This is a genomic window from Oligoflexus sp., assembly GCF_035638955.1.
Taxonomy (GTDB): Bacteria; Bdellovibrionota_B; Oligoflexia; order Oligoflexales; family Oligoflexaceae; genus Oligoflexus.
Genome location: NZ_DASQYZ010000298.1, coordinates 1 through 23,762 on the forward strand (window position 1 = coordinate 1; position 23,762 = coordinate 23,762).

General features: G+C 49.6%; 30 protein-coding genes. 3 read left to right on the forward strand and 27 right to left on the reverse strand.

Annotated features, from left to right (window positions below; translation table 11 throughout):
• Positions 1–197: 197 nt before the first annotated feature.
• The 18 genes from VE954_RS27330 to VE954_RS27415 form a co-directional block, all read right to left on the reverse strand.
• Positions 198–410, reverse strand: coding sequence for a helix-turn-helix transcriptional regulator (locus tag VE954_RS27330; protein ID WP_324958863.1), 213 nt, complete (start codon positions 408–410; stop codon positions 198–200).
• A gap of 23 nt (positions 411–433) precedes the next feature.
• On the reverse strand, positions 434–619 hold the full coding sequence (locus VE954_RS27335) for a hypothetical protein (protein ID WP_324958866.1): 186 nt from the start codon (positions 617–619) through the stop codon (positions 434–436).
• A gap of 70 nt (positions 620–689) precedes the next feature.
• Positions 690–1,184 carry a glycoside hydrolase family 108 protein gene (locus tag VE954_RS27340; RefSeq protein ID WP_324958868.1) on the reverse strand — a complete coding sequence of 165 codons (495 nt, stop codon included), beginning with the start codon at positions 1,182–1,184 and terminating at the stop codon, positions 690–692.
• Positions 1,185–1,236: 52 nt separating this feature from the next.
• Positions 1,237–1,488 (reverse strand): hypothetical protein, encoded by a 252-nt coding sequence (locus VE954_RS27345; RefSeq protein WP_324958870.1) that lies wholly within the window; start codon positions 1,486–1,488, stop codon positions 1,237–1,239.
• A 68-nt stretch (positions 1,489–1,556) separates the two neighbouring features.
• A complete protein-coding gene (locus tag VE954_RS27350; RefSeq protein WP_324958872.1) occupies positions 1,557–1,835 on the reverse strand; it encodes a hypothetical protein in 279 nt (92 codons plus the stop codon).
• Between the two features lie 86 nt (positions 1,836–1,921).
• Positions 1,922–2,386 carry a hypothetical protein gene (locus tag VE954_RS27355; protein WP_324958874.1) on the reverse strand — a complete coding sequence of 155 codons (465 nt, stop codon included), beginning with the start codon at positions 2,384–2,386 and terminating at the stop codon, positions 1,922–1,924.
• Between the two features lie 15 nt (positions 2,387–2,401).
• A complete protein-coding gene (locus tag VE954_RS27360) occupies positions 2,402–3,337 on the reverse strand; it encodes a hypothetical protein (protein ID WP_324958875.1) in 936 nt (311 codons plus the stop codon).
• 312 nt (positions 3,338–3,649) lie between these two features.
• Positions 3,650–4,177, reverse strand: coding sequence for a RusA family crossover junction endodeoxyribonuclease (locus tag VE954_RS27365; protein ID WP_324958877.1), 528 nt, complete (start codon positions 4,175–4,177; stop codon positions 3,650–3,652).
• Complete coding sequence (locus VE954_RS27370; RefSeq protein WP_324958879.1) at positions 4,174–4,599, reverse strand: single-stranded DNA-binding protein; 426 nt, start codon at positions 4,597–4,599, stop codon at positions 4,174–4,176. Before VE954_RS27370 ends, VE954_RS27365 begins: the two co-directional genes overlap by 4 nt.
• 10 nt (positions 4,600–4,609) lie before the next feature.
• Positions 4,610–4,813 (reverse strand): hypothetical protein, encoded by a 204-nt coding sequence (locus tag VE954_RS27375; RefSeq protein ID WP_324958881.1) that lies wholly within the window; start codon positions 4,811–4,813, stop codon positions 4,610–4,612.
• The gene (locus VE954_RS27380; RefSeq protein WP_324958883.1) at positions 4,806–5,174 is read right to left on the reverse strand and encodes a hypothetical protein; all 369 of its coding nucleotides are present in this window, start codon (positions 5,172–5,174) and stop codon (positions 4,806–4,808) included. Before VE954_RS27380 ends, VE954_RS27375 begins: the two co-directional genes overlap by 8 nt.
• A gap of 60 nt (positions 5,175–5,234) precedes the next feature.
• Positions 5,235–6,002 (reverse strand): phage recombination protein Bet, encoded by a 768-nt coding sequence (bet, locus tag VE954_RS27385; protein ID WP_324958884.1) that lies wholly within the window; start codon positions 6,000–6,002, stop codon positions 5,235–5,237.
• Positions 5,983–6,873, reverse strand: a complete 891-nt coding sequence (locus VE954_RS27390) for a PD-(D/E)XK nuclease-like domain-containing protein (protein WP_324958886.1) — start codon at positions 6,871–6,873, stop codon at positions 5,983–5,985. The genes bet and VE954_RS27390 overlap by 20 nt, the downstream gene beginning before the upstream one ends.
• Before the next feature lie 5 nt (positions 6,874–6,878).
• Positions 6,879–7,106 (reverse strand): hypothetical protein, encoded by a 228-nt coding sequence (locus tag VE954_RS27395; RefSeq protein ID WP_324958888.1) that lies wholly within the window; start codon positions 7,104–7,106, stop codon positions 6,879–6,881.
• A 369-nt stretch (positions 7,107–7,475) separates the two neighbouring features.
• Complete coding sequence (locus tag VE954_RS27400; RefSeq protein ID WP_324958890.1) at positions 7,476–8,033, reverse strand: hypothetical protein; 558 nt, start codon at positions 8,031–8,033, stop codon at positions 7,476–7,478.
• Complete coding sequence (locus VE954_RS27405; protein ID WP_324958892.1) at positions 8,020–8,889, reverse strand: hypothetical protein; 870 nt, start codon at positions 8,887–8,889, stop codon at positions 8,020–8,022. The genes VE954_RS27400 and VE954_RS27405 overlap by 14 nt, the downstream gene beginning before the upstream one ends.
• 5 nt (positions 8,890–8,894) lie before the next feature.
• Entirely contained in the window at positions 8,895–11,006 is a 2,112-nt protein-coding gene (locus tag VE954_RS27410) for a helix-turn-helix domain-containing protein (protein WP_324958894.1), read from the reverse strand.
• A 491-nt stretch (positions 11,007–11,497) separates the two neighbouring features.
• A complete protein-coding gene (locus VE954_RS27415) occupies positions 11,498–12,232 on the reverse strand; it encodes a hypothetical protein (RefSeq protein ID WP_324958896.1) in 735 nt (244 codons plus the stop codon).
• A gap of 472 nt (positions 12,233–12,704) precedes the next feature.
• Here VE954_RS27415 and VE954_RS27420 point away from each other — a divergent pair, with 472 nt between their 5' ends.
• A complete protein-coding gene (locus tag VE954_RS27420; RefSeq protein ID WP_324958898.1) occupies positions 12,705–13,040 on the forward strand; it encodes a hypothetical protein in 336 nt (111 codons plus the stop codon).
• 5 nt (positions 13,041–13,045) lie between these two features.
• Here the strand turns inward: VE954_RS27420 and VE954_RS27425 are convergent, their stop codons facing one another.
• From VE954_RS27425 to VE954_RS27460, 8 genes are all read right to left on the reverse strand, one after another.
• A complete protein-coding gene (locus VE954_RS27425; protein WP_324958900.1) occupies positions 13,046–13,669 on the reverse strand; it encodes a hypothetical protein in 624 nt (207 codons plus the stop codon).
• An 83-nt stretch (positions 13,670–13,752) separates the two neighbouring features.
• Positions 13,753–14,103 carry a hypothetical protein gene (locus VE954_RS27430; RefSeq protein WP_324958902.1) on the reverse strand — a complete coding sequence of 117 codons (351 nt, stop codon included), beginning with the start codon at positions 14,101–14,103 and terminating at the stop codon, positions 13,753–13,755.
• A gap of 1 nt (position 14,104) precedes the next feature.
• Complete coding sequence (locus VE954_RS27435) at positions 14,105–16,252, reverse strand: RES family NAD+ phosphorylase (RefSeq protein WP_324958904.1); 2,148 nt, start codon at positions 16,250–16,252, stop codon at positions 14,105–14,107.
• Positions 16,253–16,282: 30 nt separating this feature from the next.
• The gene (locus VE954_RS27440) at positions 16,283–17,248 is read right to left on the reverse strand and encodes a hypothetical protein (RefSeq protein ID WP_324958907.1); all 966 of its coding nucleotides are present in this window, start codon (positions 17,246–17,248) and stop codon (positions 16,283–16,285) included.
• Positions 17,249–17,261: 13 nt separating this feature from the next.
• On the reverse strand, positions 17,262–17,984 hold the full coding sequence (locus VE954_RS27445) for a hypothetical protein (RefSeq protein ID WP_324958909.1): 723 nt from the start codon (positions 17,982–17,984) through the stop codon (positions 17,262–17,264).
• 86 nt (positions 17,985–18,070) lie between these two features.
• On the reverse strand, positions 18,071–18,556 hold the full coding sequence (locus VE954_RS27450) for a hypothetical protein (RefSeq protein WP_324958911.1): 486 nt from the start codon (positions 18,554–18,556) through the stop codon (positions 18,071–18,073).
• Positions 18,553–19,548 carry a hypothetical protein gene (locus VE954_RS27455; RefSeq protein ID WP_324958913.1) on the reverse strand — a complete coding sequence of 332 codons (996 nt, stop codon included), beginning with the start codon at positions 19,546–19,548 and terminating at the stop codon, positions 18,553–18,555. The genes VE954_RS27450 and VE954_RS27455 overlap by 4 nt, the downstream gene beginning before the upstream one ends.
• 13 nt (positions 19,549–19,561) lie before the next feature.
• Positions 19,562–21,034: a hypothetical protein gene (locus VE954_RS27460; protein WP_324958915.1), complete on the reverse strand. Its 1,473-nt coding sequence runs from the start codon at positions 21,032–21,034 to the stop codon at positions 19,562–19,564.
• Positions 21,035–21,439: 405 nt separating this feature from the next.
• Between VE954_RS27460 and VE954_RS27465 the strand changes: the two genes are divergently transcribed.
• Both VE954_RS27465 and VE954_RS27470 read left to right on the forward strand, forming a co-directional pair.
• Positions 21,440–22,195, forward strand: a complete 756-nt coding sequence (locus VE954_RS27465) for a hypothetical protein (protein WP_324958917.1) — start codon at positions 21,440–21,442, stop codon at positions 22,193–22,195.
• Complete coding sequence (locus tag VE954_RS27470) at positions 22,185–22,610, forward strand: hypothetical protein (RefSeq protein WP_324958918.1); 426 nt, start codon at positions 22,185–22,187, stop codon at positions 22,608–22,610. Before VE954_RS27465 ends, VE954_RS27470 begins: the two co-directional genes overlap by 11 nt.
• A gap of 222 nt (positions 22,611–22,832) precedes the next feature.
• Here VE954_RS27470 and VE954_RS27475 read toward each other — a convergent pair whose 3' ends face one another.
• Positions 22,833–23,723, reverse strand: coding sequence for a hypothetical protein (locus VE954_RS27475; protein WP_324958921.1), 891 nt, complete (start codon positions 23,721–23,723; stop codon positions 22,833–22,835).
• Positions 23,724–23,762 lie beyond the last annotated feature (39 nt).

The following is a 23,762-nucleotide window of genomic DNA, read 5'->3' on the forward strand; positions in this document are numbered from 1 at the left end:
TCTAGACTTGATTGAGTCGGTCAAATCAAAAGTCAGATCAGCAAGAAAATTTCCCAGAATTCGCAAAACACCTAACTTGGGCTTTCGAAATAGACTGCAAAAGGAGAAAGCGTCGATTCTTTCTTAACCGAATGACATTGCCCTTTCCTCCCCCATCTGACCTGCTGCCCATTTCTCATCGATGTCGACAACGATGCTCAGCATAAGCGCTCCATTTGTTCCTCGATCAGCAGTGCTCCGAGGTGTGGTGCCTGATCGGTGGCGGCGAGGGCCTTGAGAAGGCACGTCAGCGAAAATCGATTTGGCAGGCGCTTGCCCTGCTCTATCAGGCACAGGTGTCCGGGGGAATAGCCGGCAACCCTGGCAACTGCCCTGATCGAATAGCCCTTCTGCTCGCGAATGTGTTTCAAAGCCGACCCCACCCGTGCCCCGCTCAGCGAAGCACCGCATCGAGTTTTGAGAGCAGCAGCATCACCAGTCCCATGGCGGCGGCTATGGCGATGGCCATGGAAACCAGACTGCCAGCCGTAACCCGGCGGCGTCGGGCTATCAGAATGCGCTCGGGCTCTGGATCGATCAGGACACTGGCCAGGAGGCGGTTTCTAATATCGGTTCGCATGCTTTTCCTCACTTGGTCTTGGTTCATATCTTCCATCGCAAAGGGGTGAGTGCTCCCCCACCCCATCTTATCAGGATGCCGCGCAGGTCATAAACAGGCGGGTTTCCCAGCCGTTCTTTGCCCATCGGTAGTCTTCATGTTGACGGTAAAGTTCCAGGCGCTGCCGGTTGTAGGCTGCCAGGAATCTGAGAGGACTGACTTGGCGAACGGCGCCCTTCGACATCGGTCCAAGAATACCGTCGACGTCGATCTTACAGCGCATGCTGTTCAATGCGCGCTGCACCAGCTTGTTGTTGCCGACGACACCGTGATTGATTGCGCCGTCGAATACTGCCAGACGCAGCCGCTCGGGATAGGACGAGATTTCAGCTTTGAGCCAGTATTCATCCCAGTAGATCTGCTTGGCCTCTTCGCGGGTCAGCGACTTGATCCGGCCCTTGAGTTCGGGATGGTTGACCGAGCTGATACCCCAGTTGGTTTCGCCGCCGTTGTCAGGAATGATATTGGCATATCCGCGTTCGATCTCGTCCAGGATAAAGTCGATCATTTCATCAAAAGTCTTCATGCGAGTGTCTCCCTGTTTGGAAGGAGCCCCGGAGGGCTCCCTTAGCGTGTTTTTAAGCTGCCGGCTGATCCTCGAGATAGTCTTCCACTCTGTCCGTGATGAAGCGGATCAGGGTAAGCCCCTCGGATGTCGAGACGTCTTGCCACTCCGATGCCACATTGCTGATTCCAGAAAAAGCCTCAGCAACTTTCGCTTGGACTTCTGGGGTCAGAGCAATTGTTGCAAGATCCGAAATCTGAAATCCGTCGCGCAATTCACGCTTCAGGACTTTTGCGATGACGAATCCGAGTTCAAGAAATTCCATGGTGTCCTTAATACCTACTTGTTCTGTCAAAAATTCTCCAAAATATGATTAAACCTATCGAAAAATTCTCAGGACGCGCCTTTAAGCGCAAGGTCTGGGTTTGGCAGGCTCCTTTCATTACGGCGTTGAATTTCAACATTGATGGCTTGGACTTCAGCTCTGATCTTTTTCAGAAGATCATTGGCCGATCCCATCAGGGATTTCTTTGTTACTGTGACTTCGCATTCTGTGGCCACGCGCTGAGAGAGCAGCTGGTGAAGAGCTTCGGTTTCGAGGCCATCGAGGTCATCGATGCTCAGGCTCTTGTAGTCAGCGGCAGCGTCTTCAATTTGGTCAAATGTCATCATTTCGTGGTCCCCTTGTTCCGTAGATATATGATTTGAGTTTTGCGATCCGGGCTTTCAAGTCCTGGACCTCGCCCTTATAGGTCAGGTCAAAAAATGTTTCGAGCTTCATGAGCCGGGTGGATAAAGTTTCCAATTGATCCTTGAACTTGTCGAAGCTCTCCCGCAGGCTTTTCATGCTGCTGATCAGGATGACCGTAAGGGGGATTCCCCCTGAGGCTCCCACGGCGAGCGATTGCAAAGTTTCCATATTCAGATCCATTCGCGTCCTTTAGCGTATTCGGAATTGAAGTGTCGTCGACAACTTTTTGCATCTTCATCACGTCCTTCTTAAGGTGCAGGCTGAATTCCACAAGAGCTTCTGGTCGATAGCGATCGCAAGCTACATCAACAGAAAACTGCAGGAACTGCTTGTAAAGTTCCAATATGCTTTCCAGATTTTGTCGGCAGCAATCTTGAAGAATTTTATTTAATTTGCGGACACGAACTAAATCTGCACGCGGAACCAGCGCATTCCTGGCAGCAGACCTATTCAGTTTTATCTTCTTTTTCATGCTTGTCCTTTCTCGTCAGTTAAGATACTGGAGTTCCGCTGGCACAGCGTTGACTACGGTACCTGCCTTGGGCATGACTTTCCCCAGGACGACACTGCTTGCATTTGCCAGCTTGTTCACGCTATCCAGAATATCTTTATTTCCGGGATGGGATTCGGCCAGCGGTTGGCAAATACCCTTCCTGATAGCTCCATCAACGGTACGGCAGGAATGTTGGACCTTGTACGTCTTATATTCCAGAGGGTTCATCTCAACAATCTTGCGATATTTTTCTATCGCCTTAAACTGCTCACCCTCGAAGATGTTTCGACCAAGGCTCTCGTACATGACGACCTTCTTACGACTCTCGCCTTTTGGCTTTTTCGACTTCACAATCAGCTCTTCAACGGCGCGCTGCTTCGCCCTTGCACGCATGATCCGACGTTTGCCTGCTTTGAAGATTCGGGCGTACTGCTGATTTTGCTCAACAACCACCAGATTTTGCGTCATGACAAGCTCGGATTGAGCCAGGACTGCATCCAGCTTTTGAAGCAGTTCGGCCCGTTGATTCTCCAGTTCAGCGATCCGGGGCTTGAGAGCTGCAAGCTCTTCAGCGTCGTCCCAAAGTTGGTAATAAGCCGCCTTCGCTGCATCTGTTCCAATATGCCAAGTTAGATCTTTGAGGCCCGTCTTTGGAATGAAGAGCACATGCTTAGGTGTCTTGAAGGGAATAATTCCCTTTGATTTTAGGGTGCGGCATATGTTCTCAACCAGCGGTTGAGAACATATGGCATACTTTGAAATATGCTTATGAATGTTTTGGGTCGACGTATCAAAAAGATCCGCAGCTTGCTGAACCGTCAAACCTTCGGTGTTGTCCAGCATGAGAATTTCAGCTTTGATTTTCTGACCTGCCCGATGGATCTCAACAGATCTAAAGTTTATCTCTGGTGCAGCGGCTGTAGAATTCATGTAGCCTCCGCGATTACATTATCGATAGAGGCGTGCTTCGATCGAATCGTGGGAATTGCATGCTTCCTGATGCTGGACCACACGACGCTGCGGTCTACGCGGAAGAGGTTTGCAACTTGGTCGACAGTCATGCGACTGCCTTTGTCGCTCAAAATTAGATCGATGATTGCTTGGGCTTTCGAGTCAAGCGGCCTGGCGGGGATACTTTTGATGTCTCTTGACTGCATCCTTGGGTCGGTACCGGGTCCAATCAGATTCATTTTCAACTCCATCAATGAAAGTTTCGTTTCCGAGTGTGCGCACGATCCGGCTTCATGCTACATACATCGTATCCCACAGAGCTTCGGTGGACACGGCAGCTGCCTGTTTTGAAAGGGTAGCGGCAGGGTGCCGTCTGACGAACAGCTCGATCCAACCAGGTTCACCCGGCGGCGCATAGAGCTTGATGCTTCGGCCATCGACGATCTGGCAGTCGTCATCCCATAGGACACCCGATTGGGTTGCGGCATCGCAGACCAGCTTGGAGATATTGTCCCAGTCAGGCTTGACGTCGACATAGACGGCCTTTGGCTTGGACTTTGGCCGCGACCGGTAAGCGACGATGAGGACCTGGAGCGGGCCACGAAGCAGCTCGCCCTGGTATTGGCTGCAGATGGACTCGGCGATCTCGTCCATGCGCTTTCGGGTGTCGGGGTGTTTGAATACATGACCACCTCGGGTCCTCCTCGCTTCTTTCTTGCCTTCCGGCTCGATCGGTATGGTAAACTTCGTGGTATCAACACTCTGTCGTTCGACGTTGATTTGTGCCCGGTCGGCATTCCGCGCCGGGCTCCTTTTCAAAAAGGGATGTCCGATGGGAAATCCTGATTTCCGAACTCACCCTCAATCCTGAGATTGCGTCCACTCCCTCGACTGCCACCTGAAATCCGATCAGGCGGCGGGGACTCTTCGCGGCGCGTTCCGCCCAGGAATTTGATCTCGTCGGCGTGGATCTCGGTTGAGTAGCGCTTGGTTCCATCCTGCCCATCCCATGACTGGTGTCTGATCTTGCCTTCCAGATAGACCGGCGAACCCTTCGCCAGGTACTTCGATGCGTTCTCTGCCTGCTTCTTCCAGACCACGATATTGTGCCATTCAGTTTTCTGGTGACGCTGACCGCTTTCGTCGGTCCACTGATCAGTCGTCGCCAGGGAAAACTTGCAAACCGCGGATCCGGACTGCGTGTAAGTCAGCGCCGGATCTTTCCCAAGGTTGCCAACCAAAATCGCCTTGTTAACGCTGCTCAGCCGCTGCCACCTTCCATGGATTGATGCCCATCAGGGCCGCGACGAATGTAAGGTGTTGAGCCTCGACCAGGCATGCCGGCGAGCAAGTGCTGTAATTGAACTTCACAGCATCCGGTTTCAGACGCTTCTCACAGATCGGGCATCGCGGGCGCTTCAGGTAGGCCCGGAACCATTTGATTGGGTTATTCATAAATTGCCCAATTGTCGGTCGTGAGATTCTTGATCTCATCCAGTGGCACGCAGATACTGTCGTCATCATCCGCAAGCAGGATTGTCGGTCTGAACGGGCGGCTGAGCAGCTTCTTCAAAACGACGTCATCGACATGGAGAGAATTTCCCTTCAGATCTCCGGACTGATCGAGCATGAATGCGTACTGTCTCTGCGGCCAGTCCTTCTTTCGTACCTGTCGACCTAGCCCCATCTGCTCGACAGCCCAAAGGAACGAGTGATTGTATTCCTTGTCGAATGGCGAACATGCGCGAACGAGGTCAGCGAAGAACTGCAATTCGGGCACCCATGGCTTTTCAGATTTCATTTGTGGTCCGTGCATAAGGAACTCCTTGTTCAGATAAAGTCAGCCGGCCCCGGTGTGCCGGCGGTATGGGTTCGTTCATGCTTCGGCGACTGGTGGCAGCCGGTCGGCGATGATATTCTTCAGCTGCACGAGCAGCTCATTCTTTGGGTATCCGTTGAGGGCATCGATGATCTCAGCCCACTCATCCTCTGGTACCGATGCCTGCTGGAGCTTCTTGTGGATCCAGTCCCTGACTTTTGGATCGCTGGTCACGACGATATCAGTGGCAGGTCGGGGTGCTGGCTGAGTGGGAGAAGGCAGCGCCGCAGGCTGCTCGACCTCCGCCTCGACCATTTCCTCGCGGATATAGTAGGAGCAAAGCTCCTCGGGGAATGCCTTGCGCAGCGCCTTGGCTTCCGCGCATTTCTCCAGCATCGTCAGCGGCATCGTATCCCAGAGGGATTTCTTTCCGTCGCGCGAAGGCTTATAGAATTCTGAAAAATACGCTGTGGCGCTGAATTCCCGAACCTGGCCCTGCACGAACTTCTGCACCGTGATAGTGGCATTGAGCGGCTTTCCGGGTTGCTTTGCGTCGAACTCGAACGCCACTGGCAGGATCCCGGCATAGGCACCCGTGCGCTGCGCGATCAGGCGATAGGCATCGATAGAGAGAACTATGGAGGCCCGACCGCCGACCTTGATAAGATAGATATGGCGGGCTTCGGGATTCAGTCCCCTGGCTCGGCAGACTCCAACGTAGTGGTCGCGCTCCTGCAGGGTTACATCCTTGGGCAGATAGTGCTCAGTCCAGTACGCGATGCGCTCCTGGGTGATCTCTTCCCGATTAAAAATCGCTGGCAACATTCCCAAACTCCTTTTCAAGCTCGGCGATCAGTTCGTCATCCGCTGCAGGTTCATCGATCTCATAGTCCTCGTCCGCAGGCTTTGGTGCATACCGGGGGAGTCCCAGAGGACGGATTTCCTCTGGGAGCCCCGGCCACGATCCACTGGCCTCGCAGCGCTTCAGGAGGGCAAGGTTCCGGCGAATGAAGCCGCGTCCCAACGCGATTTCATCTGCCGTCGCATCGTAAGTCGCCACGAGGTGGACTGGCGTGGATCTGACGGCGAGAAAAATATATCGTTCCGGTTTGATACCGGTGGTCCGGTAAATGCCATCAATCGTCATTGCCGCTGACACGAAATAGCGATGATCATACCCATCCCTTCGGAACCCTTCGTGTGAAACATCTCGTGCAGATTTGAAGTCAACGATGGTTTTCAAATCCGCGGACACCCAATCGGGTCTGCACTTGCAGAGGCATCCAGTGCGCGGGTCGATCCAGTAAAAGGAGACCTCATTGCGCCCCGGTTGCGAGAGAATTTTTTGTGCAGGACCATAAGCATCGACCGCCTTTTTCATGCTCTTGACTGCCTCAACCTCGTCCGGCTGAAGGCAAATCTTGTTCGGGTGGCTGTCCTCGAATTCCTTCCACGCTTTTGCGTTGCGTGCTACGTCGGGACCTTTGATATAGAGATGTTCAAAAGTCCCCTCCATATTGCAGTGAAAGGCTTTTCCAATTCTCAGCGGCTTGCTTTCGCTCTCGTCGTCGCGATGATCGAGTGCGTATCGATACACGGCGGCGGCCTCATCCAGCTTTGTGAGCCCGGTCTTTGAAATTCCGAGCGAGCGGTGATAAGCCTCAATGCTGAGGGTCGGATAAATCCCAATTTGCACGATGTCTATTCCTGCGTTTTGACGCGAAAAGGACTCGTCGAGGCAACCTCGAAGTAGTGCTTTTTTCGGTGATGGTCTGTCACGACCACCTCAGCCTCGTCTTGAAGGTCAAGATCGAAGCCGTCTTTGCAGGATGTTGTCAGCAGCAGGATCGCTGCCTGGCGTGGACTCCTGGCCTCGATTTTCACGTCGACCAGATCCAGATCTGAAAGGGTTACTCGGTAGATTGTCATTGCCCGGCCTCCCCCTGGAGGCGCAGACATCATAAGCAGCTTGGGCTACGGGTGTCATTGAACCTCAGAGTAGAAAACGCGCCCCCCGGCATCCAGGGGACGCGCGTATGTTGCAGATAGTCCGCTGACGGAACATCGAGTCGGTCTTACTAAAAACTTTTTCATAACTTCTCCTCTGCAACATTAGGGGTGGAGCCTCCTCTTGGAGGCCCCGTATCGGATGATCTTCAAAGGTTTGGCGTCTCATCCTTCCGCAGACCATGAAGCGAATATACTACCGCTAATGGATGAGCATCAAAAGAAATCGACATTTTTTGCCAAAATAAATTTTGCTGTGTTTGTGAAAATTCCGCAAAGCGTCCTCGGAAATCACGCATCTCTCACTTTACGTATGATGATCGGCACAAGGCTTGCCGGTGCTGGCGTTGGCGCAAGCTTCTTTTTGCTGACTCTCTCCATTGACTTCGAGTTTGATCGAAGCTGTCGGTCCTTGAGCCGTTGGGACCAGTGGTCAAGATCGGCCCGATATATCAACCGGGGAAGTTCAGGTAGCTCCCGATGCGCCCGCTTCATCCGTTTATAGACCTTGAAGAAGGCTTTCCAGAATGCCCGCCGATGCTTGTCACGCAGCCGAAACCCAGGCGATGATGTGACCAGGCCATGGATGTCCGAGGCTGCTTCCAGCTCGTCGCGGGGGAGCATCGAAGCTGCGCCGAGGAACCTTACCGCCCATCCACGGTGGATTTGAGTCGGATCCTCAAGGCGTTGAAGGACTTCCCGAAATGCCCATCGCCCATGCAATTCCACAATCGCCAGGTACTCAAGGGGCGACAGCTGGACAAATGGGGCATAGCCCAGAGCTGTGGCTTCGCGCACATAACCAGGCCATGGTCCGATGGCAAATGCTTTGGGTTCAGACGCGTGCATGCGCATGCTCCTCCTTGGCAACCCAGATTTTATGCTGACGAACCAGGAAATGGGGGAAGTCTGAAAGCTTCAAGCTCTCAACATGGTCGCCTCCGACCTGAAGGACTTTAAATTTTGTGGCACCGATCTCCATTAGGATGGCTTGCCTTCCCCCCAAATTAAGCTGGTCTCCGATGCTGATGAAACGCGGGGTCGCTGCTGGCGATGCCTTTGGCGTCTCGCGAGCCAACGTCTTTTGGCCCACGGTGAAGGGGTTGGTCGTTTGTGCCAGATCCGAGTTCTTTGCCTTGCGCCCGCGAGACCGGTTGAAAGTGCTCATCGCCTCGCCCTGCACCCGCCTTGGAATGGGGCGCATTCGCAAACGCTTGTAGCCTGATTCAGGAACCTCGTCGGCTGGGGGTTCCTGGCGTGGGCTATCTGCATCGGTCCGGTTCATGGCATAAGAAAATTCGCGCAGAATTCGGTCAACCATACATATCTCCGAATGAATGTCCAAAGGGTCTCTAATTGCCGACGAAGTTACCTGGAAATCGACTGTGGCTAGGTTTCGGTATTGCAGCCATTCCTCCTTTAAAAAGTGCGCGAGCAAAAATACTGACCCGCATTGATCAAGATTCTCGGATTTTTGAGAGCAGAATAATTGCGACGAAACACCTTTTTTTGCCGCACGAAGTGATCGCTTCGGGTTCCTGCTTTCGTCGGCCCGAAACATGTCTTTCAAGTGCTTAACATCGCCTGAAACATGTGTTTCATTTTGCTGCGGATGATTATCACGCACTCCTTGCCGGCCCTTTACACAGGCGGGTTTTGGCGGATTCATGATTTTTTCATAAGGTAACGCGTGGAAGTTCGTCATTGACCTCAACCTCCAATCAGCTTGTGCACACGTTCGACTCCGAACATATGCAGAAGGTTGGCGTAAAGCTGATCATCACTGAGTTTCGCCCACCCGCGTTGAAAGCTCGCCTGGCTTTTCATTCCTCGGGTCAGGATCAGAGCAGCTTCGTCGAGATCGGTTCGTCTCTGTGATCGCGGCGCTGAATTTTTTCCGCTCACTGTCTCGACATCAGTGCTTTGCGCTCGCGCTGCCGCAGCTTGATCGCTCACGGTGTCTAAAGCAGGGCTGTTCGTCGTACCAGCCGGGCGAATCATTGCCAACGGCAGATCGAGCAAGTTCGCGTGCGTGATCTGGACCTGAGAGCGACGAGGTGGGGTTTGCCGCTCCTGGTCTGAGATCTTGTCGGTCGTGTTGGTCTGCTGCGGCTCCGGGTTCAAGGGCTGGCTGGTCACGTCGACTTCCTCACGACAGCGCTCAAGATGTTCAATATGGCTTAACGTATGAAGTGAGGTATCCGTCTTGCCCGTCTCGTCTAGCGCACTAGGTTCAGAACTCGGCTCCAGGCAATCGAGAAACGGTTCCTGAGCTGCTTCACTCTTTTTAGTGCACTCATCCTGTTCAATGAGTCCAGCTTCGATCAGGAGCGGAGTCTGGGCCTCTGGCAAAGATTTTTGGCTTTCTCCCTCAAGAGCAGGTTTCGCTTCCTCGGGATCGTAGTAGCCCTCCCCGAGTACGGTGGACCAGCTTCGCCCTTCCCGGAAGGCATTGACGAAGTCCCGAATCAGGTAAGGGTTGTAAGGGAACGGTCTGCCATAGGTGTAGTAGGCTTTTTTCACGAAGCCGGCGAATTCCATAGCCGCAGTCTGGCCCATCTCGATTGCGATCTGTTCCACCGCTCCGTTCCAAAGAGCACGATCGAATCGGTAGTCCCGCTCCCTCCAAACGATCTCGGCCACTTTCGCGATGTTGATGAGCCTCGGATGAAAAGTCGAATCAACAGGCGCCCACCGCTCCGCGCGGGCGGGATTACAATCGGAACCCTTACGAACGGTATTCTTATTATTGGTTTTATTAATATAGGTATTCTTAGTAAAAAATGAATCCTCTACAACCGGCTCCTGGCTTGAGTTTGATGCCGATTTTTCAATGACCTGAGACGACTCCTGCCGCACTTGAGACGACTCCTGCCGCACCTGAGACGACTCCTGCCGTAGCGCGTTCCAAACGAGAATCGGGGTTTGGTTGGGTAGCGGTTTGAACTCTTCCAGATCGTGATCTGCCTTCTGCTTCACGTGATCCGCAAACCCGCGTGTATCGAGTCGGACAATCAACGAGTTTTCGCCGCCCGGGTACCAAAGACCGGCTTTGGCGGTCCGCCATAGGGCAACATCTGTCAGGTGATAGTAGTCCTTGGAGTGATCGCCAAAAGCTTCAGGATCGCGGGACTCTGTGTAGATCATCCGACAATCTTCAAGCTCGGCAATATGGGTCGAGATCGTGCGTGTTGAGCAATTCATGGATGACGCCAATTCCTTCAAAGTTGGGTGAACATTGACGTCGAGGTAGCATAGGAGAGCATAAATATATTTGGCGGTCGGATGGAGAGGCGTTTGAAACAGGAGGTATGGCAGACGCACGTGATGCCCTGGAACGTGAGAGAACTCTTTCGCCTCGTTCGCGCGATCGGGCAAAATCTCAAACTGGCGAGGCACGTGACGGCCTGGATCGATCCAATTTCCGACGACAGGTGTCGACTGGCAGGGCCGATTCCAGAAGGCAGGATGAGCAATGTTTACGATCTTCAGTTTGGAGCGAGTGAACGTGTCATAGAAGATCATGCCCCGTTCGACCAGAGATGAGAGCGTCTTCGCTAAAGTTGTTCTGCCAACTTTCAAGCGTTCTGCCGCAATCCATTCATTGGGATGGTCCTTGGGCGCCAAGGAATAATAGTAGGCAAAAACAGCCCACTCGATCGGCTTAAGCCCACACTGTAATGCAAGTCTGGGGACCTCCGTGTATCGCTTGCAACGATCGAGCGCCAACGCATGCTCGCGAATTCGGCTGACCGAATTGTCAACCGTAAAATCAAAATGAGGACGATTAGGAAATGTCATGTTTTCAGCGAGGCTGGTCATGTTCAACCACCTCTTTCTCCGAAGACCGAAATTCAGAACGAACTTCGTGCGTAGCCATCCAAAACCCTTATGTGGAAATTTGAGCGCGCAGATTCACAAGGAACACTCTGATCAAGATCAGCTGTTCACCGTGTAGATTAAATTTTTTCTGATGGGTTTTTTGATTGCGTTGGACGCGCAGGAGGGCCATAAAAATCTTGTTGCAGATTTTATTGCCCGTCCCTTACGGGACCACCATCAGGAGCTGTTTCCGCAGCCCTGATGGACCCTAGCTTCCAAGCGCTTTTTTTAACCACTACGATTAATTACTTTCGTTGACATAGCCTCACTTCCCCTGTTGGCTCGATCCATCGAGCGATTCCATATCCACTGCGACCACTAGCACTGCATACTCTCTCAGCGCCATGTCCCCGAGCATATACACTCTTCACGGCGTCTGTTAAGAACAAAAAAAAAATGAAAAATTGCAATATATCGCGGCGAAAGGTGTTTTACCGCGACAGCTGGCCGTTTATGAGTCTTGGAGGTAAGTGAGAGCGTATATAGTCATAGGCGGCGTCCGGAATTGCTTCCATATAACGCTCGAGGCCCGTAATGTCGCGGGGTGAGCCCGGTCGTGCCCTTGTCAACCAATTCTCCAGCCTTTTCGCATTGATATGCGAGCGCAATCCGAAAAGCGCATGGGAGCGAGTTGGAAAAGCGAACCAAATGAAGAGTAAGTCGGTATAGTCAAACCTCTCTAATACGTCTTCAAAATCCTCACGGAAGGAAGGGTTCGCAGGAACGAGGACCTTTAGGCCATCATAAAACTCATTCAAATCCATACCCCACAAGAAGACAAAGGTTGAGGTGATGCCATCGCCAACTTCATTCCACGTTCCTGTGGTAATGAAAGTCCGGGCTCGAATTGCTACCTCTTTCTCATCTCGCAGCATGATCGGGGAGATTCCCAATGCATTCAGCAAGCGATGCCATAGATCTCGGGGGTCGCTGGCAGATTGAAAGAAGGCCTCTTCTGAAACGTCACCTTGTGGATTATCTGCCGCTGAGAAGGGAACCTTTTCTGAGAAGTCGATTTTTGCAGCCGACGCGTGATTCCAAGATTTGTGGCCGCACAACCGGGAAAGAAGTTCATAAATGTGTCCGGTTTTTACTTCGTAGCCCAAGCCATCGAGAATGGATTTCGCATTTTCGACAATAGCAGCGTTACTGGCAGGCTTTTGCATAGCCACTCCTTCAAAATTTTGCGTTGGGATTTATTCAGGTGTCTGCCTTGCCGTGAACCCACGCTTTTTTGAAAGATGGATAGGCATATATCGTTGGGCTGGAGATTCACACGACACGTAGCTGACATACGGTCTGCAGACTGCGGGCTCTCTTCGGGCCTGCGCAAAAGCTATCCATAGGCTTTGCCTTTGTCAAGGACATCAAGGAAAAGAATTTTAGAGCCACGCATCCCTTAAAGCTTTATCGGTGGCTGCATGCGGGCATGGGTCTGACAGGATGCCAAGAGTCATGATCTGTAACCTCGAAAGTGATCTTGGATTCAGTATGGAATAGTTCCACTGAACCTGACCAAGCTGGCTCATGTGAGCAAGCCAGAAATTCGCTCTTGAAGCAGTTTCCAGATTACCATACATTTTTATTGTTTCAGCGCTTGATCGTAGCCAGAGCAGCCTTTCCCAGGAGTACCAATCCATGCAGGTCATTTCAGCTCGTACCAGGGACGCCTTCCGCGATGCGTGTGTCACTCTCTCTAGGGCTCGGGGACCAATCGATGAGCTCCTGGAACGCACGGGTGTCAGGCCCCGCGAAGTGGTCCACACGAAGTCGATCGGCGAGCTGATTGAAGCGTACTATGCGTCTGTGGACTGGGCAGACCCAAATTCTTATGAGCCTTTCCTGGCATTTTTTGTCGAGGTTTATGAGCGCGTGCCGGAATCCGTATGGCTACATCGAGAGGAGCTTTCGGAGCGGCTGTACGAAGATGGTCTGTACGTGGAATGCGGCAGGTTGAAGCGCTTGCCGCTTTAGACAAATCAAAGGACGACATCCTGATAGTTAAGGGTGCCTTGATAGCCGATCTTTGGATTTTCGCAACTGCGCTTGGTGAAGAACTGCTGAAGGTATTCGGGAATGCTCCTGGTCGTCAGATTTCGTTCCGCGATCAGGTCCTTTTTGATTTCGACACCTTCAATTTTCAAATCCAGATCCAGAGTTTGCTCAACTGCATCATCGTATCCAATGTTCTCTCTGCGGAACTCCCAGCTGAAGTTTACCGAGACCGAAAGAATATCTCCCTCAACCTTTCTGATCCTGATCCTTGGAACATCAATCGTGCTATGACAGAAAAAGTAGATGGTACTCTCTGCCCATCCTTCCTCCTCGCTGTCGATCGGAAAATGAAATTCGCGCCCTTCAAGTGCCTTGAATCCAGGAAATAATCCCTGCACGAATGAGAAGTATTCGATGCAGATCGAGCCTTTTACGTCCTCAGGACCATCCTGAAATTCAATGCCTTTGAACAAGATGGGTGCATATATCTTGTGCGATATCGCATCCGACATGCCGATGAAGTCGGAATCTACGAAGTCAGATTTGATATAGCCTAATCCTGGAACAAGCTTTTCCTTGGGAAAGGGTTTGACTGCTCTACTCATCATTGCCCATCGTAGCGTTAGGTTAGCGTTGAGGATTGCACAAAATAACAGGCGCGAGCTGTGCCCGCGCCGCCTGAGATCCAGATTCAATCAGATCCGAACAATTTAGCAAAGAGGCCCGGCTTTTTATCTGCTTTAACTGGAATCAGGTAGGACCTATCCTCGATTATATCTTTAATCCCCGGTTGTTTGTCGAAGTCTTTGATGAATCTTGAAGTCCAGTATTCTGAGCGAAATTCGCGTTCCAGTTGCATTCGCAGATCGGCTAAATATTTTTCACCGAGATTCCTAAATTTCAGTATTTCTTCACTGTTCATCTCAAAGGTCTTAGGAGCCCAAGCGATATCACCAAGCACGCCCGTATAAAGTAGCTCGCCCTTGCTATCATCTTCCCAAACTAAATACTGAGGATGCTTCACGATCGGTTTGTAAGCCATGCTATGGACCTTTCGGTAGACTTTTGAACATTACTATGTTCTTACCTTCAGATGTTGCTGCAGGAAATATCAAGGCATCAAATCCTGCCTTACTCGCGTACTCACCAATTAAATGCGTTGTAACATAGTTGCCTTCTTGCGTCAGCTGTGCAGTGGTGACGCCAAATCGACTCAGATTCCTTTGGTCTGTCATGTCCAGGACGTTTAGCTTTGCATCGATATTGCCAACGTATCGATCACCTGGGTTAAAACCATAACTCTTCAGTTCTGTCGTCAAAGTCTGCTCATCGAGGCTCCCATAGATTCCTTTTAATCCAGGGCCAGAATATCTGTGATCGGGAATCGCATCGTAATCAGTTACATCCCACATGGTGGATTTATATTTTTCTGGAACACCTCTAAAAATTCTCCCTTCCCATTTTGTTGCAGCGGGTAACCTTAGGACAATACGCGCTTCTTGTGATATTTTTGCGATCGCGAGATTAAACTTTACCAGATCGCTAGCTTTCTTTACCAAACCAGCACCGAGCAGGGCTGCTCCGATTTCCCCGGTTACGCGCCCTGACAATTCACCATATTGCTGTGGCGTATAATTGGGAAATTCTGCAACAAAGTTATCAATTGCTCTAAAGACGGCTTCATTTACCTCTTTGGCATTGAGAAGTCCAAGATACAGACCATGTACTGAATCGATTGGATGAGAAACGATCTGCTTTATACCGTCATATGTGTTGGGAATAACTTGGTATAATCCTAAACCAAAGCCTTTTACGAAGTCGTAGACAGCATAGGCCGTATCAATCGCATAGTGGAATCTAATACCCTCGCCTGGGGCTGTGGCGTAGAGATTTGCTTGCTTTAAAGATGAGGTGGCGTAGAAATATAGTTCCGGACTGTTCAATACTTCAGGCAGCTCAGCGAGCTTATTGGCAACATTGGCAATCTGGAACCCTTCATAGGTAGTTCCGGCAGCCGTGACACCAAAAGCCGATATTGCTGCGGTGCTCGTTCGAGTTCCCGAATAGAAGGGCAAACGGCTGCTATTCGTCTGGTAATCAAGCAAGACTCTCGATCGATCAGCAAGTCTCTTTCCTTGCAGCTGACTCATCGGATCGCTCGCGGCCAAAAGTCTGTCTGCCTCAAGAGCAGTGTCGATGGCGTATCCAGCAGTATCTATTTGAAGAGTGTTTTTTCCATAGTATTTTAGGCCAGCACTTTCGTTAAGAACTTGTCTGATTTGAATACCTTTAGCGCTAAGCCGATCGGTATTAAGCTTGACGTCGCCTATCGCTAGTCGCCATTCTTTCACCAAGCCGTTTTCATCCACGAAGTCACTCAGGATGTTTAGGTATTGCCTCCTTCTCAGTTCGTTTTTTTCTTGGCTTGCAATCGCAACTATCCCGTTCAGTGACTCAAGGCTCATGCCATTCGGAAAGTTCTTTAGGTCTCCTTGCAAACGACTTTTAATTCCATCGGTATCGGTTGCCGAAAGCATTCCTTTCTTAAGCTCATCATACACATGCTGATCTAGCTCAAGCGCAGCCTTCGTAATCGGATACGACTTGGACATGATATCTATCGCTTGCTGCAGGTCATCCTTGGCGATTTTTCCATTTACCAACGCATCCGTAGCCCGCGATCGGCTGTCCTCGACGTTCGCTTCCCACTCTTGTAGCTGCAAATCGATCTGGACAATAATCTTGTCGGCATTGACTTCTTTTTTCTCTATAGAGGAGACCACCTTAGCCTGGTACTCAGTCAGCGCTTTAGAGACGAGACTCATGAATCTGGCCTGCTCGCGCATAGCCTCATAATCAGTCCTTGCCTTAGGATGCACAAAGAGAGCTTTCAGTCCCTGCGCAACTTCCTTGCCAGCTTTAGCAAGAGCACCCGAACGATAGATTTTGAGAACATACCGTCCAGCTGCTATCTGATCGGAGACGTACTTTAGCTCATGCTCGTAGCCCAGGGTCCACGACACAGTGTTTGCCGGGGTGCATTCATCCTGACTTTTGTCGAAAGTCAGATATTCAGAATCAGATTGTCCAGTAGTATCGTACATTATTAGAGTTGATTCACATCCAGCCATCAAATTCTTGCCGAAAATTAACAGCATCACGGCTAGAACTAACTTCATAACTGTGTTCATGATTTGTCCCCTTTGCTTACTTGCAAACAATCATTTGCACGCCGTAGTTTTAATGTTGAGTTTTTTCAACGCTGGACAAGCCTTTGTTGTCGCGTCTGATGCGGTGTTGCTGGAACAGTACGCCACCAGATCAGCAAAAAGGCCAACGACTTCCGTGGCTTTGTCGACAGCTGTTTTGACAACTGTTGATGAATTCGTTTCCAGGCTTGTCAGGGCTTCGTTCGCTTTTTCGGTTAGGGTTTTTTTGACTTCTTCTGGAGGCCCGCTGCTCTCGCTGCTTGGGTCCGTGCAAATGCTTCTGTGTTGCTCGGCGAGAGCTACATTAAAGCAAATAGCAGCACGGAGATCGTCCTGGACAGACCGAAGAGCCCCAGCTGCTTCGGTCTTGTTCTGCTTTTCATAGGAATCGGCGAGGGCTTTAGTCGCTTGGTATTTATCAGCGAGAATCGCTGCTATAGATTTTACATCCAATTGTGCAATGATGCTTTTCAAAAGCGTTGCATTTGAAGCCAATTGCAGCACTTGATCAACTATGTCGCCGTGTGAACGAATTGTATCAATAACCAAATTAAGTCGCTTCTTCTCAGGGTCAGAGAGATCGGTTCCAGTCACAGTGATTTCCAACTTGCAGCCTACCTGGAAATCTGCACCAGCTGTCCATGCGCGATCGGGGTCGAATGTTGTTAGCGGGCCGTAGCTATCGATTTTTAGAGTCTCTGTCACATTCGATTGCTTTAGTGTCCAGTAAGTAGTTTTTCCTTTGTCTAAAATGCCCACATCAATTTCATGTCCGATGCAAGGCATCCTGTACTCAATTGAAAAACTCCTTTGGATATCACTCTTAGGCGCCAGTGAATACTCGGAAAGGAAGCATTTCGTCTCATATCCTCCCTTGTTTTCACAACTCATCAAAGAGTTGGCATGTAAGAGAGAGGGAGCTGATAAAAAGGTGGCGAAAGACAAACCGAATAAAATTTTGTATTTACTCATATTCATTGCAATTTCTCTCTTATTCTGGATGGCGGCTGACGATGATATCCTGGCCAAGGACCATAACACATGTCGTAGGACTCAAAATTTGTACTCGCACTTCCAAATCGCTTATCGGAGCGCTGATCGAGATTGGAGCACTAATAGGCACTTCAACCCACGGTCCACCTTTCATTCCCTTACTGGCCGCCAGCGAAGAGGGCCTGCCATCAAAGTCCCTTACAGTGCTCAGTCCTACTGAATCGGGCCTGGGATTTGTGTTGTAATGCCTATAATCGTAAACATCCCTTTTAAGAATGCCACCTGTTGAAGCTGAATAGATATCCAGAGCGAAGGTATCTTCAGGCCGGCTCATGTTGGAAACCGGGCAGGGCCAGATGTGGACTTTAGCATTGACCCACCCAGTCTCGACAGCGGTTACCAAAGGTCCATGTGACACAAACTTACCGGATGTGCCAGCACAAGTAGATGCAACAAATGGGTTGTTTTTGTCGAAAAAAGGATAGACTTCAGCGGAACTTATCCCGCATTGAGTATATCGCATGAGATCGTCAAATCTTACTTCGAACTCGACCGAGCGATCTGTTCCGCACTTTTTCGGAATTCCATTGTCTTCCCCACATGGCACCCTATTTTCGGCGAAGACTTTGCTTGACTGCTCATTCGATACACCGCAAGAGAAGAGCGGCAGAGAAAGCATTACCGAGATCGCGAGTCGATTTATCATGGTGGATTTTTGCATAGAGTAGCCCTATTCATTAAAAATTAATGACAAAAAGGTTCGTAGATTTTCTTAGAACTTATTTGAACCTAAACGCGTTCAATTTCTTAGATCGCTGAAACAGTGAAGTTTAATATATTCAGCGAACAGCCCGGTTCGAGATCAGCAGATTTGCTCCAATCAGGATTTGAGTCCTTCAACACGAAAGGCCCATTTCCGATCAATTCAATTTTCTGATCAGCTTCTTGTTTGAGGGCCACGGTCAAATCCCCAAATTGAACAGCAATAGCCATTTGATGTCCACTGCAGGCGAACGAGTATTCAAGGTTAAATTTTGAGATAGCAGTCAGCTTTTCCGAAAGGACCTTATCCGCCATTGTGCAGCCTGTTAGATACCCTCCGTGATCATAGCAGGACAACTCACCCCTAGTTACCAGGACAGGTTCTTTCTTGGGATCGCTTGGTTGTGGGTCGACGATTGGAAGGTTTGGGTCGGCCACAGGAGTGCTTTTCTTGTCATTGTCTTTCTTCCCGCATGAACTCGCAAATGAGGATGACGCAACAAAAATACACAGCCACATTCTTCTTTTCATTGATTTTCCTTTGGCTTGAAAAGTCTATCGGAGCAAATTGTTGCTGTATCCTCAGGAATCTTATAAGTCCCAGTGAGGTTTTTAACGTAATAAGCTTTTGCTTCGTGGCAGTCCACCTGCCCACAAGCCTGGAGTTTTTCCATCGCATAGAAGTGGGAAACAATTTCCAGGCTTTGATCAAAGTCATCCAAACTGTATCGGATTTGTTGCAAATGCCTGCCAATCCCTGGTAATTCACTCGTCGTCCCGAAAAGGTCAACATGTGCTACCAAGACCCGCATAGCTATCGAATTGCAGGCTGGCTCAACAATACATTGGTTTATGATATTTCTCATAAACTTACCCTTTGAGCTTTGGTCAATCACCGATGATAGATCGCTTAAGGGGTGGGCTTTCAAAACACCGTTCGCAAAATAGGCCTGATCAAGCAGGTCCACTTTTTTTCGCGCGGTTTCTAGGTACGCAGCTCGGGGATTGTTTTCCAGGAACGCTCTCAGAGAAAAGAAGCCGACAAGACCGGTGCTCCGATTTGAACCTTTAAGGTCCGTTTCAATTTGCGCCAGTTTCAATTCGATTGATTCTTTCGAGTATTCCCAAGGGGTTTTAGGTTGCTGGACGCCACCCGACGCGGTCGTCCCAAGGCTGACCATTTTTAGCGCTGGAGGGACAACTTCAGGCAAGGGCTTTTCCAAATCCGCCTGTAGCTCCTTTGATATTTCGGAATATTCGTTAAGTCGCTTTGTAATCGCAGGTGCAAATTCATCAGTCTGAGAAACTGAAGTTTTTCTGAAAGTCCCGAGCGATCGTTGAAGCGCAACATCAATTAGGAATGTATCGCTGCTCTTGTAGGGCAGGGAATAATTGGTATCGAACTTAAATTTCTCACTTGCGCTGCTACCAAACACTATTGGAGTAGTTCGATCTGCGGCAACAGCGAAAGAAGATCCAAGAAGTTCACACAGCAAAAGCCATGCAATGGTATATGTTTTCATCCGACCCTCACTTTTAGAAATTAAGACACCTGATGACGCGCGACGTAATGTTTGATTTTGTCATTTGCACAGCCAAGTCTAGTTGCGACAACAGACTGCTGCTGTCTGTTTTCACTCCGGCAACAGTGCCCTGGACAATATTTTTCGCCTCGTTAAGCTCCTGCAGTCTCGCATCCTTTTCCAGCCATAGCTCAAAGCAGTTTTCCCCTACGGATGAGGAGTATGAGACAAATCGTGTCCAGATTGGCTTTACGGTTTCGTTGTACACAGTCCACCCATATATGACTCTCTCCTGATCGATAGTATTCGTAAGGTGGTCCTTGAGAATGTCGGCACTTATTTTCTGAGCAAGCAACGTTCTTGCTTGCTCCTGCAGATTCGCTATCTGAGCTTTTGTAGTTGTCAGGTATTCGACATAAAAATCTAGACTCTTAACCGTAGACCTTATATTTCCTATAGATTCGTTCCAACTTTTGTTTTTTGCTGGGACCAGTCCAGGCTTGCCATCAGCTTTTAGCTCCTTGTGTTCTTCCTGGCAATTTCCGTATGCCATAGCTTTCAGTTCAGCAGACGTTACACGATTATTTCGATAGTATGTCTGCGACTCCTCAATACTCGCCTTTAGTCTGGCAATGGCCCTGTCGCGCTTTTTTCTCATTTCCTCGTTTTCATGCATGACTTTTTGTGAGCCTACGATAAAAGCGACTGCAACAACCGCAAAAAGAATGATTGCACCAGGGCCGGCGCCATTTAGTACAATTCCACTTGATTCTGCCGTTAAACTGAAAAGTGTTGTGACTGCTTGATAGATTGTGACCCCTTCGATAGCAGCGTAGGCATAGACAGCAATAACGAACGTCAGTGATCCTGCAGCCAGGGCGTAGCCTCGCGCTAAAGGACTTTGCGTGTAGAAGTCCGAGGGGTTGATGCCTTGAAAGGGAGGCCTATTCGTGCGATTTAGGATGCTGCTTGCACTTTCAAGATCCATCATTTCTGCTTCAATTGTGTTTCTGATTTTTTCGCAAATTCCATTTCTGCTGCTGGCTAGCCTTTCTACAACATCAGCTCGTTCGCTTATATCCGCCAGAATTTGCTCAGCGTTTTGGATATGAAGCGATGCGGCAGATGCAGAGCGCACAATCGTCTGATAACTTTCCAAATTTACGTCTTTAGATGCAGCTATAATTGCGTCCACATCTTCTGCAAGAGCCGCGCTTCCGGCACTGAGCTTAGCAAAGTCATCATTTATTGAATCGAAGTGATGGGCCATCCCATTTTGTGTTAGAGCGAACGCATTGACCAGGCCTTCCTTAACGTGTGAAGGTGCTATTTGTGTCCGCTCGAGGTGAACCATAGCCTCTATATCTTTTCGATACTTCGCTGCTGCTTCATCCATCTGGCGGGCAAAATCATCGGCAGCATCGGCATACACCAGCGATGAATGAAAGTACGATACAGCAAGTACTGCACAAATAATCCGTTTCACTGACACCCCCTATCCTGGCGATAAAGAACCCGCAATTATCGCTGAAAATTACACCGGCTACCGTTCGCCGTGCGGGATTAACCATTGCGGTGAAGCGGAAATAGCAATTGCTCGTCATGAGCAGCAAGAGAGAACTGAGGATGGTAGGAAAGTTCTTCAATTGCTAAATTTAATGAATCTTTAGCCATTTGAGGAATCTCGGAAACGCCTAATAACGCTCGTGTTTATTCTCTATCCAAACTAGCCACGACAATATTGCGTATTGTGTTTAGCAGTCTGCGAAACGAGGTCAAGCCAGCACAAGTTCAGTATTCTTAACCATTGCTGTTAATATACCGTTGACCCATCATGGTTTTGGCCATAGAAACATCTCACAAGGGGTTGTCTATCAATGGCGAGATCATCATGACTGATACTGCGTCAGAATATCTTAGAGCGCGAATCAAGGCGTTTGTGATGGAAAAAGATACTAGCTTACGCAAACTGTCTATGGAGACAGGTGTGGACTACACAACAATCCACCGTATTCATTCGGGGAAAAAACGAGGGGTTGTTTTCTTCGATGCAAGGCGAATTCTATCTCACATTGATCCCGAAAATTCGCAGGTTGCCCTGGCTCGTTATTTTCCTCGCGAAATGTCAGAACTCTCGGCAGCTGGTGTCAGTTCCGAACGGATTAACAAAGACGTTGCTTTAATGCAGTATGTCGTAGAGTCGAAAGAGATATACGACCTCTTCATTTTTGTTTCGGAAGGGTTGCCGAAGGCACCAGTCGATGTTACGAACGAGTTCGGGCGTCGAGGGGATTTGATACTGGATGACTTGATTGAGCAGGGAGCAATTAGCAATGGTCCAGATGGCTATTTGCAAGCGTTCTCAAATGAATTTCTTAATGCTCCGATTTCGCTCCTGAAAGATGTTGCTAAGCTCAATGCAGACTCAATTGACCCGCTAAGCCCGGGGTGTCTTATTAGGAATCGAGCAATGGGTCTGAACTTGGAAGGGGCCGCCGCGGCCTACAGTACCTTGGCGGAAGCCAGTGCAAAGCTGCAAGAAATTGCTGCAAATCAGGAATATAAAGGCTCGCTCGTGATGCTGTTCAGCCTCTTGTGTGGCGCTCACTCCACAAAAAAGCCGATGAGGTCCAGCGATGAAAATTAAAGCTGTGGTCATGGTGATGCTGGCAGTGACGCTGCTAAGCAGTAAATTAATTGCTGGTGGCACCGGAGGCGGAAGTGGCCCGCCTGCAAAAGAAAAGCTTGAAGAGATGCTTATGTCAGCTGACATGGCAGCAGCCGGATTGTTCCGCACCGAAACTGGAGAAATCAATCTTGGTATTAATCGGTCTCTTAGTTCCGAGATGGTGCTGACTCGATCTACGATGATGAGCCAAGCTCTAACAATGTCTGAAGCAGACTTTGCCGCTTTGTCGGACTCGCAGAACCGTACTATCGAAGCTGTATCGGTTGGTCTTCCTGAGGAGAAGGCGAAGTCTTATCGCGTTGATGACGGCGACAGACTTGGCGAGTTGATTTTGAAAGATCGCCGCGAAGTAGCACGAAATTCAGTCAAGTAACTCTGAAACAAATCAAAATCTAAAGACGGCTCGCGCGGGCCGTCTTTTTTTTATTGGAGCAACAGTGAAAAACTCGTCATCGAATAACTCAACCACTCATGCAGTATGCGTGTAGCCCATCGCTAACTCGATGGCAGGTCATCGACTTCATAAGTCGCTGAAGAATATCTGTGCTAATGATTGCATTGCTTCAAAAGCGGAATGCATTTCAATGAGCTATTTTTATCGCTTCTTCAGAAAGTCGAGATAAACCCTAAAGCCTGGCCGAACTTTGACCGGTATTCCATTGTCACTTCCTTCTTCAGTCGCAGGACCTACAAGAGCCAAAGAAGGTCCTGCGACCTTGAACGTAATCCCACTAGCCTGCAGACAGGGAAGATCTGAACATCCGAGCAGCGTTCCTGCGGGGTATGTCGATAAATCAGCTGAAGTAAACTCGACTGTGCCTGACCCTGCATTCTCAGAGCTAGGTATAAGTTTAAACGTGACCTTGGGTGATGTTAGTTCCAAGCCTGTTGATTCGGGACCGAATCTCTCCTGAATGAGCGCGAGAAACTCGGGATAAGGATAGCCATAGATTTTGATCGGACCGTCAGGCTCTTTATTCAGCCAAGCATCAAAAGTCTCGGCTATATTTAAAAGGTTGGAACCAATATTCGCATCGACCGGGTCGTACCTAAACACAGGCAAATCGTTGCCAGATATTCTCCGGTTAAAGGTGACTTGATCCGGGATCAAATTGAGTTTGCGAGAGTCAAAAACAGCTTGAAGATGAGTCTCCAGATTGAGTTTTTGACCATTCCGGGAGTAGGCAACTTCGATAACATTTATGTATGTATCTTCGACTTCAAGTTCGCGTTTGCAGGTCCGGTCTGAAAAAGAGACTTCGGAATCTGGAAGGTATTCCTTTTGAAAATCTTTGAAGAATTGCATGGTGCCCGAACACTTTTCTTCCCAGGGAAGGTCAGCATACGTGGGGGCATAAAAAGCTGCTAAGCTCAATACTCTCGGCTGTGGTGCCTCTGGGGCGTCTTCGTCCTTATTCTTGGCACAGCCGAGAGGCGCCAACAAAGCCAAGCAAAAATACGCAGCAAATCTTGGTATTTCTCTCATCCGACATTCCTTGTAATTGAGATACGATGCCCATTAAGA

Bases quoted from the DNA above. Each gene is read 5' to 3' on its own strand.
- VE954_RS27445 (WP_324958909.1), bottom strand. From the start codon at position 17,984: ATGCAAAAATCCACCATGATAAATCGACTCGCGATCTCGGTAATGCTT.
- VE954_RS27345 (WP_324958870.1), bottom strand. From the start codon at position 1,488: ATGGAATTTCTTGAACTCGGATTCGTCATCGCAAAAGTCCTGAAGCGT.
- VE954_RS27455 (WP_324958913.1), bottom strand. From the start codon at position 19,548: ATGAAAACATATACCATTGCATGGCTTTTGCTGTGTGAACTTCTTGGA.
- VE954_RS27350 (WP_324958872.1), bottom strand. From the start codon at position 1,835: ATGATGACATTTGACCAAATTGAAGACGCTGCCGCTGACTACAAGAGC.
- VE954_RS27430 (WP_324958902.1), bottom strand. From the start codon at position 14,103: ATGGCTTACAAACCGATCGTGAAGCATCCTCAGTATTTAGTTTGGGAA.
- VE954_RS27400 (WP_324958890.1), bottom strand. From the start codon at position 8,033: ATGCACGCGTCTGAACCCAAAGCATTTGCCATCGGACCATGGCCTGGT.
- VE954_RS27335 (WP_324958866.1), bottom strand. From the start codon at position 619: ATGCGAACCGATATTAGAAACCGCCTCCTGGCCAGTGTCCTGATCGAT.
- VE954_RS27395 (WP_324958888.1), bottom strand. From the start codon at position 7,106: ATGACAATCTACCGAGTAACCCTTTCAGATCTGGATCTGGTCGACGTG.
- VE954_RS27420 (WP_324958898.1), top strand. From the start codon at position 12,705: ATGCAGGTCATTTCAGCTCGTACCAGGGACGCCTTCCGCGATGCGTGT.
- VE954_RS27405 (WP_324958892.1), bottom strand. From the start codon at position 8,889: ATGACGAACTTCCACGCGTTACCTTATGAAAAAATCATGAATCCGCCA.
- VE954_RS27380 (WP_324958883.1), bottom strand. From the start codon at position 5,174: ATGCACGGACCACAAATGAAATCTGAAAAGCCATGGGTGCCCGAATTG.
- VE954_RS27355 (WP_324958874.1), bottom strand. From the start codon at position 2,386: ATGAAAAAGAAGATAAAACTGAATAGGTCTGCTGCCAGGAATGCGCTG.
- VE954_RS27360 (WP_324958875.1), bottom strand. From the start codon at position 3,337: ATGAATTCTACAGCCGCTGCACCAGAGATAAACTTTAGATCTGTTGAG.
- VE954_RS27470 (WP_324958918.1), top strand. From the start codon at position 22,185: ATGAAAATTAAAGCTGTGGTCATGGTGATGCTGGCAGTGACGCTGCTA.
- VE954_RS27410 (WP_324958894.1), bottom strand. From the start codon at position 11,006: ATGACCAGCCTCGCTGAAAACATGACATTTCCTAATCGTCCTCATTTT.
- VE954_RS27440 (WP_324958907.1), bottom strand. From the start codon at position 17,248: ATGAATATGAGTAAATACAAAATTTTATTCGGTTTGTCTTTCGCCACC.
- VE954_RS27415 (WP_324958896.1), bottom strand. From the start codon at position 12,232: ATGCAAAAGCCTGCCAGTAACGCTGCTATTGTCGAAAATGCGAAATCC.
- VE954_RS27450 (WP_324958911.1), bottom strand. From the start codon at position 18,556: ATGAAAAGAAGAATGTGGCTGTGTATTTTTGTTGCGTCATCCTCATTT.
- VE954_RS27435 (WP_324958904.1), bottom strand. From the start codon at position 16,252: ATGAACACAGTTATGAAGTTAGTTCTAGCCGTGATGCTGTTAATTTTC.
- VE954_RS27375 (WP_324958881.1), bottom strand. From the start codon at position 4,813: ATGAATAACCCAATCAAATGGTTCCGGGCCTACCTGAAGCGCCCGCGA.
- VE954_RS27340 (WP_324958868.1), bottom strand. From the start codon at position 1,184: ATGAAGACTTTTGATGAAATGATCGACTTTATCCTGGACGAGATCGAA.
- VE954_RS27465 (WP_324958917.1), top strand. From the start codon at position 21,440: ATGACTGATACTGCGTCAGAATATCTTAGAGCGCGAATCAAGGCGTTT.
- bet (WP_324958884.1), bottom strand. From the start codon at position 6,002: ATGTTGCCAGCGATTTTTAATCGGGAAGAGATCACCCAGGAGCGCATC.
- VE954_RS27475 (WP_324958921.1), bottom strand. From the start codon at position 23,723: ATGAGAGAAATACCAAGATTTGCTGCGTATTTTTGCTTGGCTTTGTTG.
- VE954_RS27425 (WP_324958900.1), bottom strand. From the start codon at position 13,669: ATGATGAGTAGAGCAGTCAAACCCTTTCCCAAGGAAAAGCTTGTTCCA.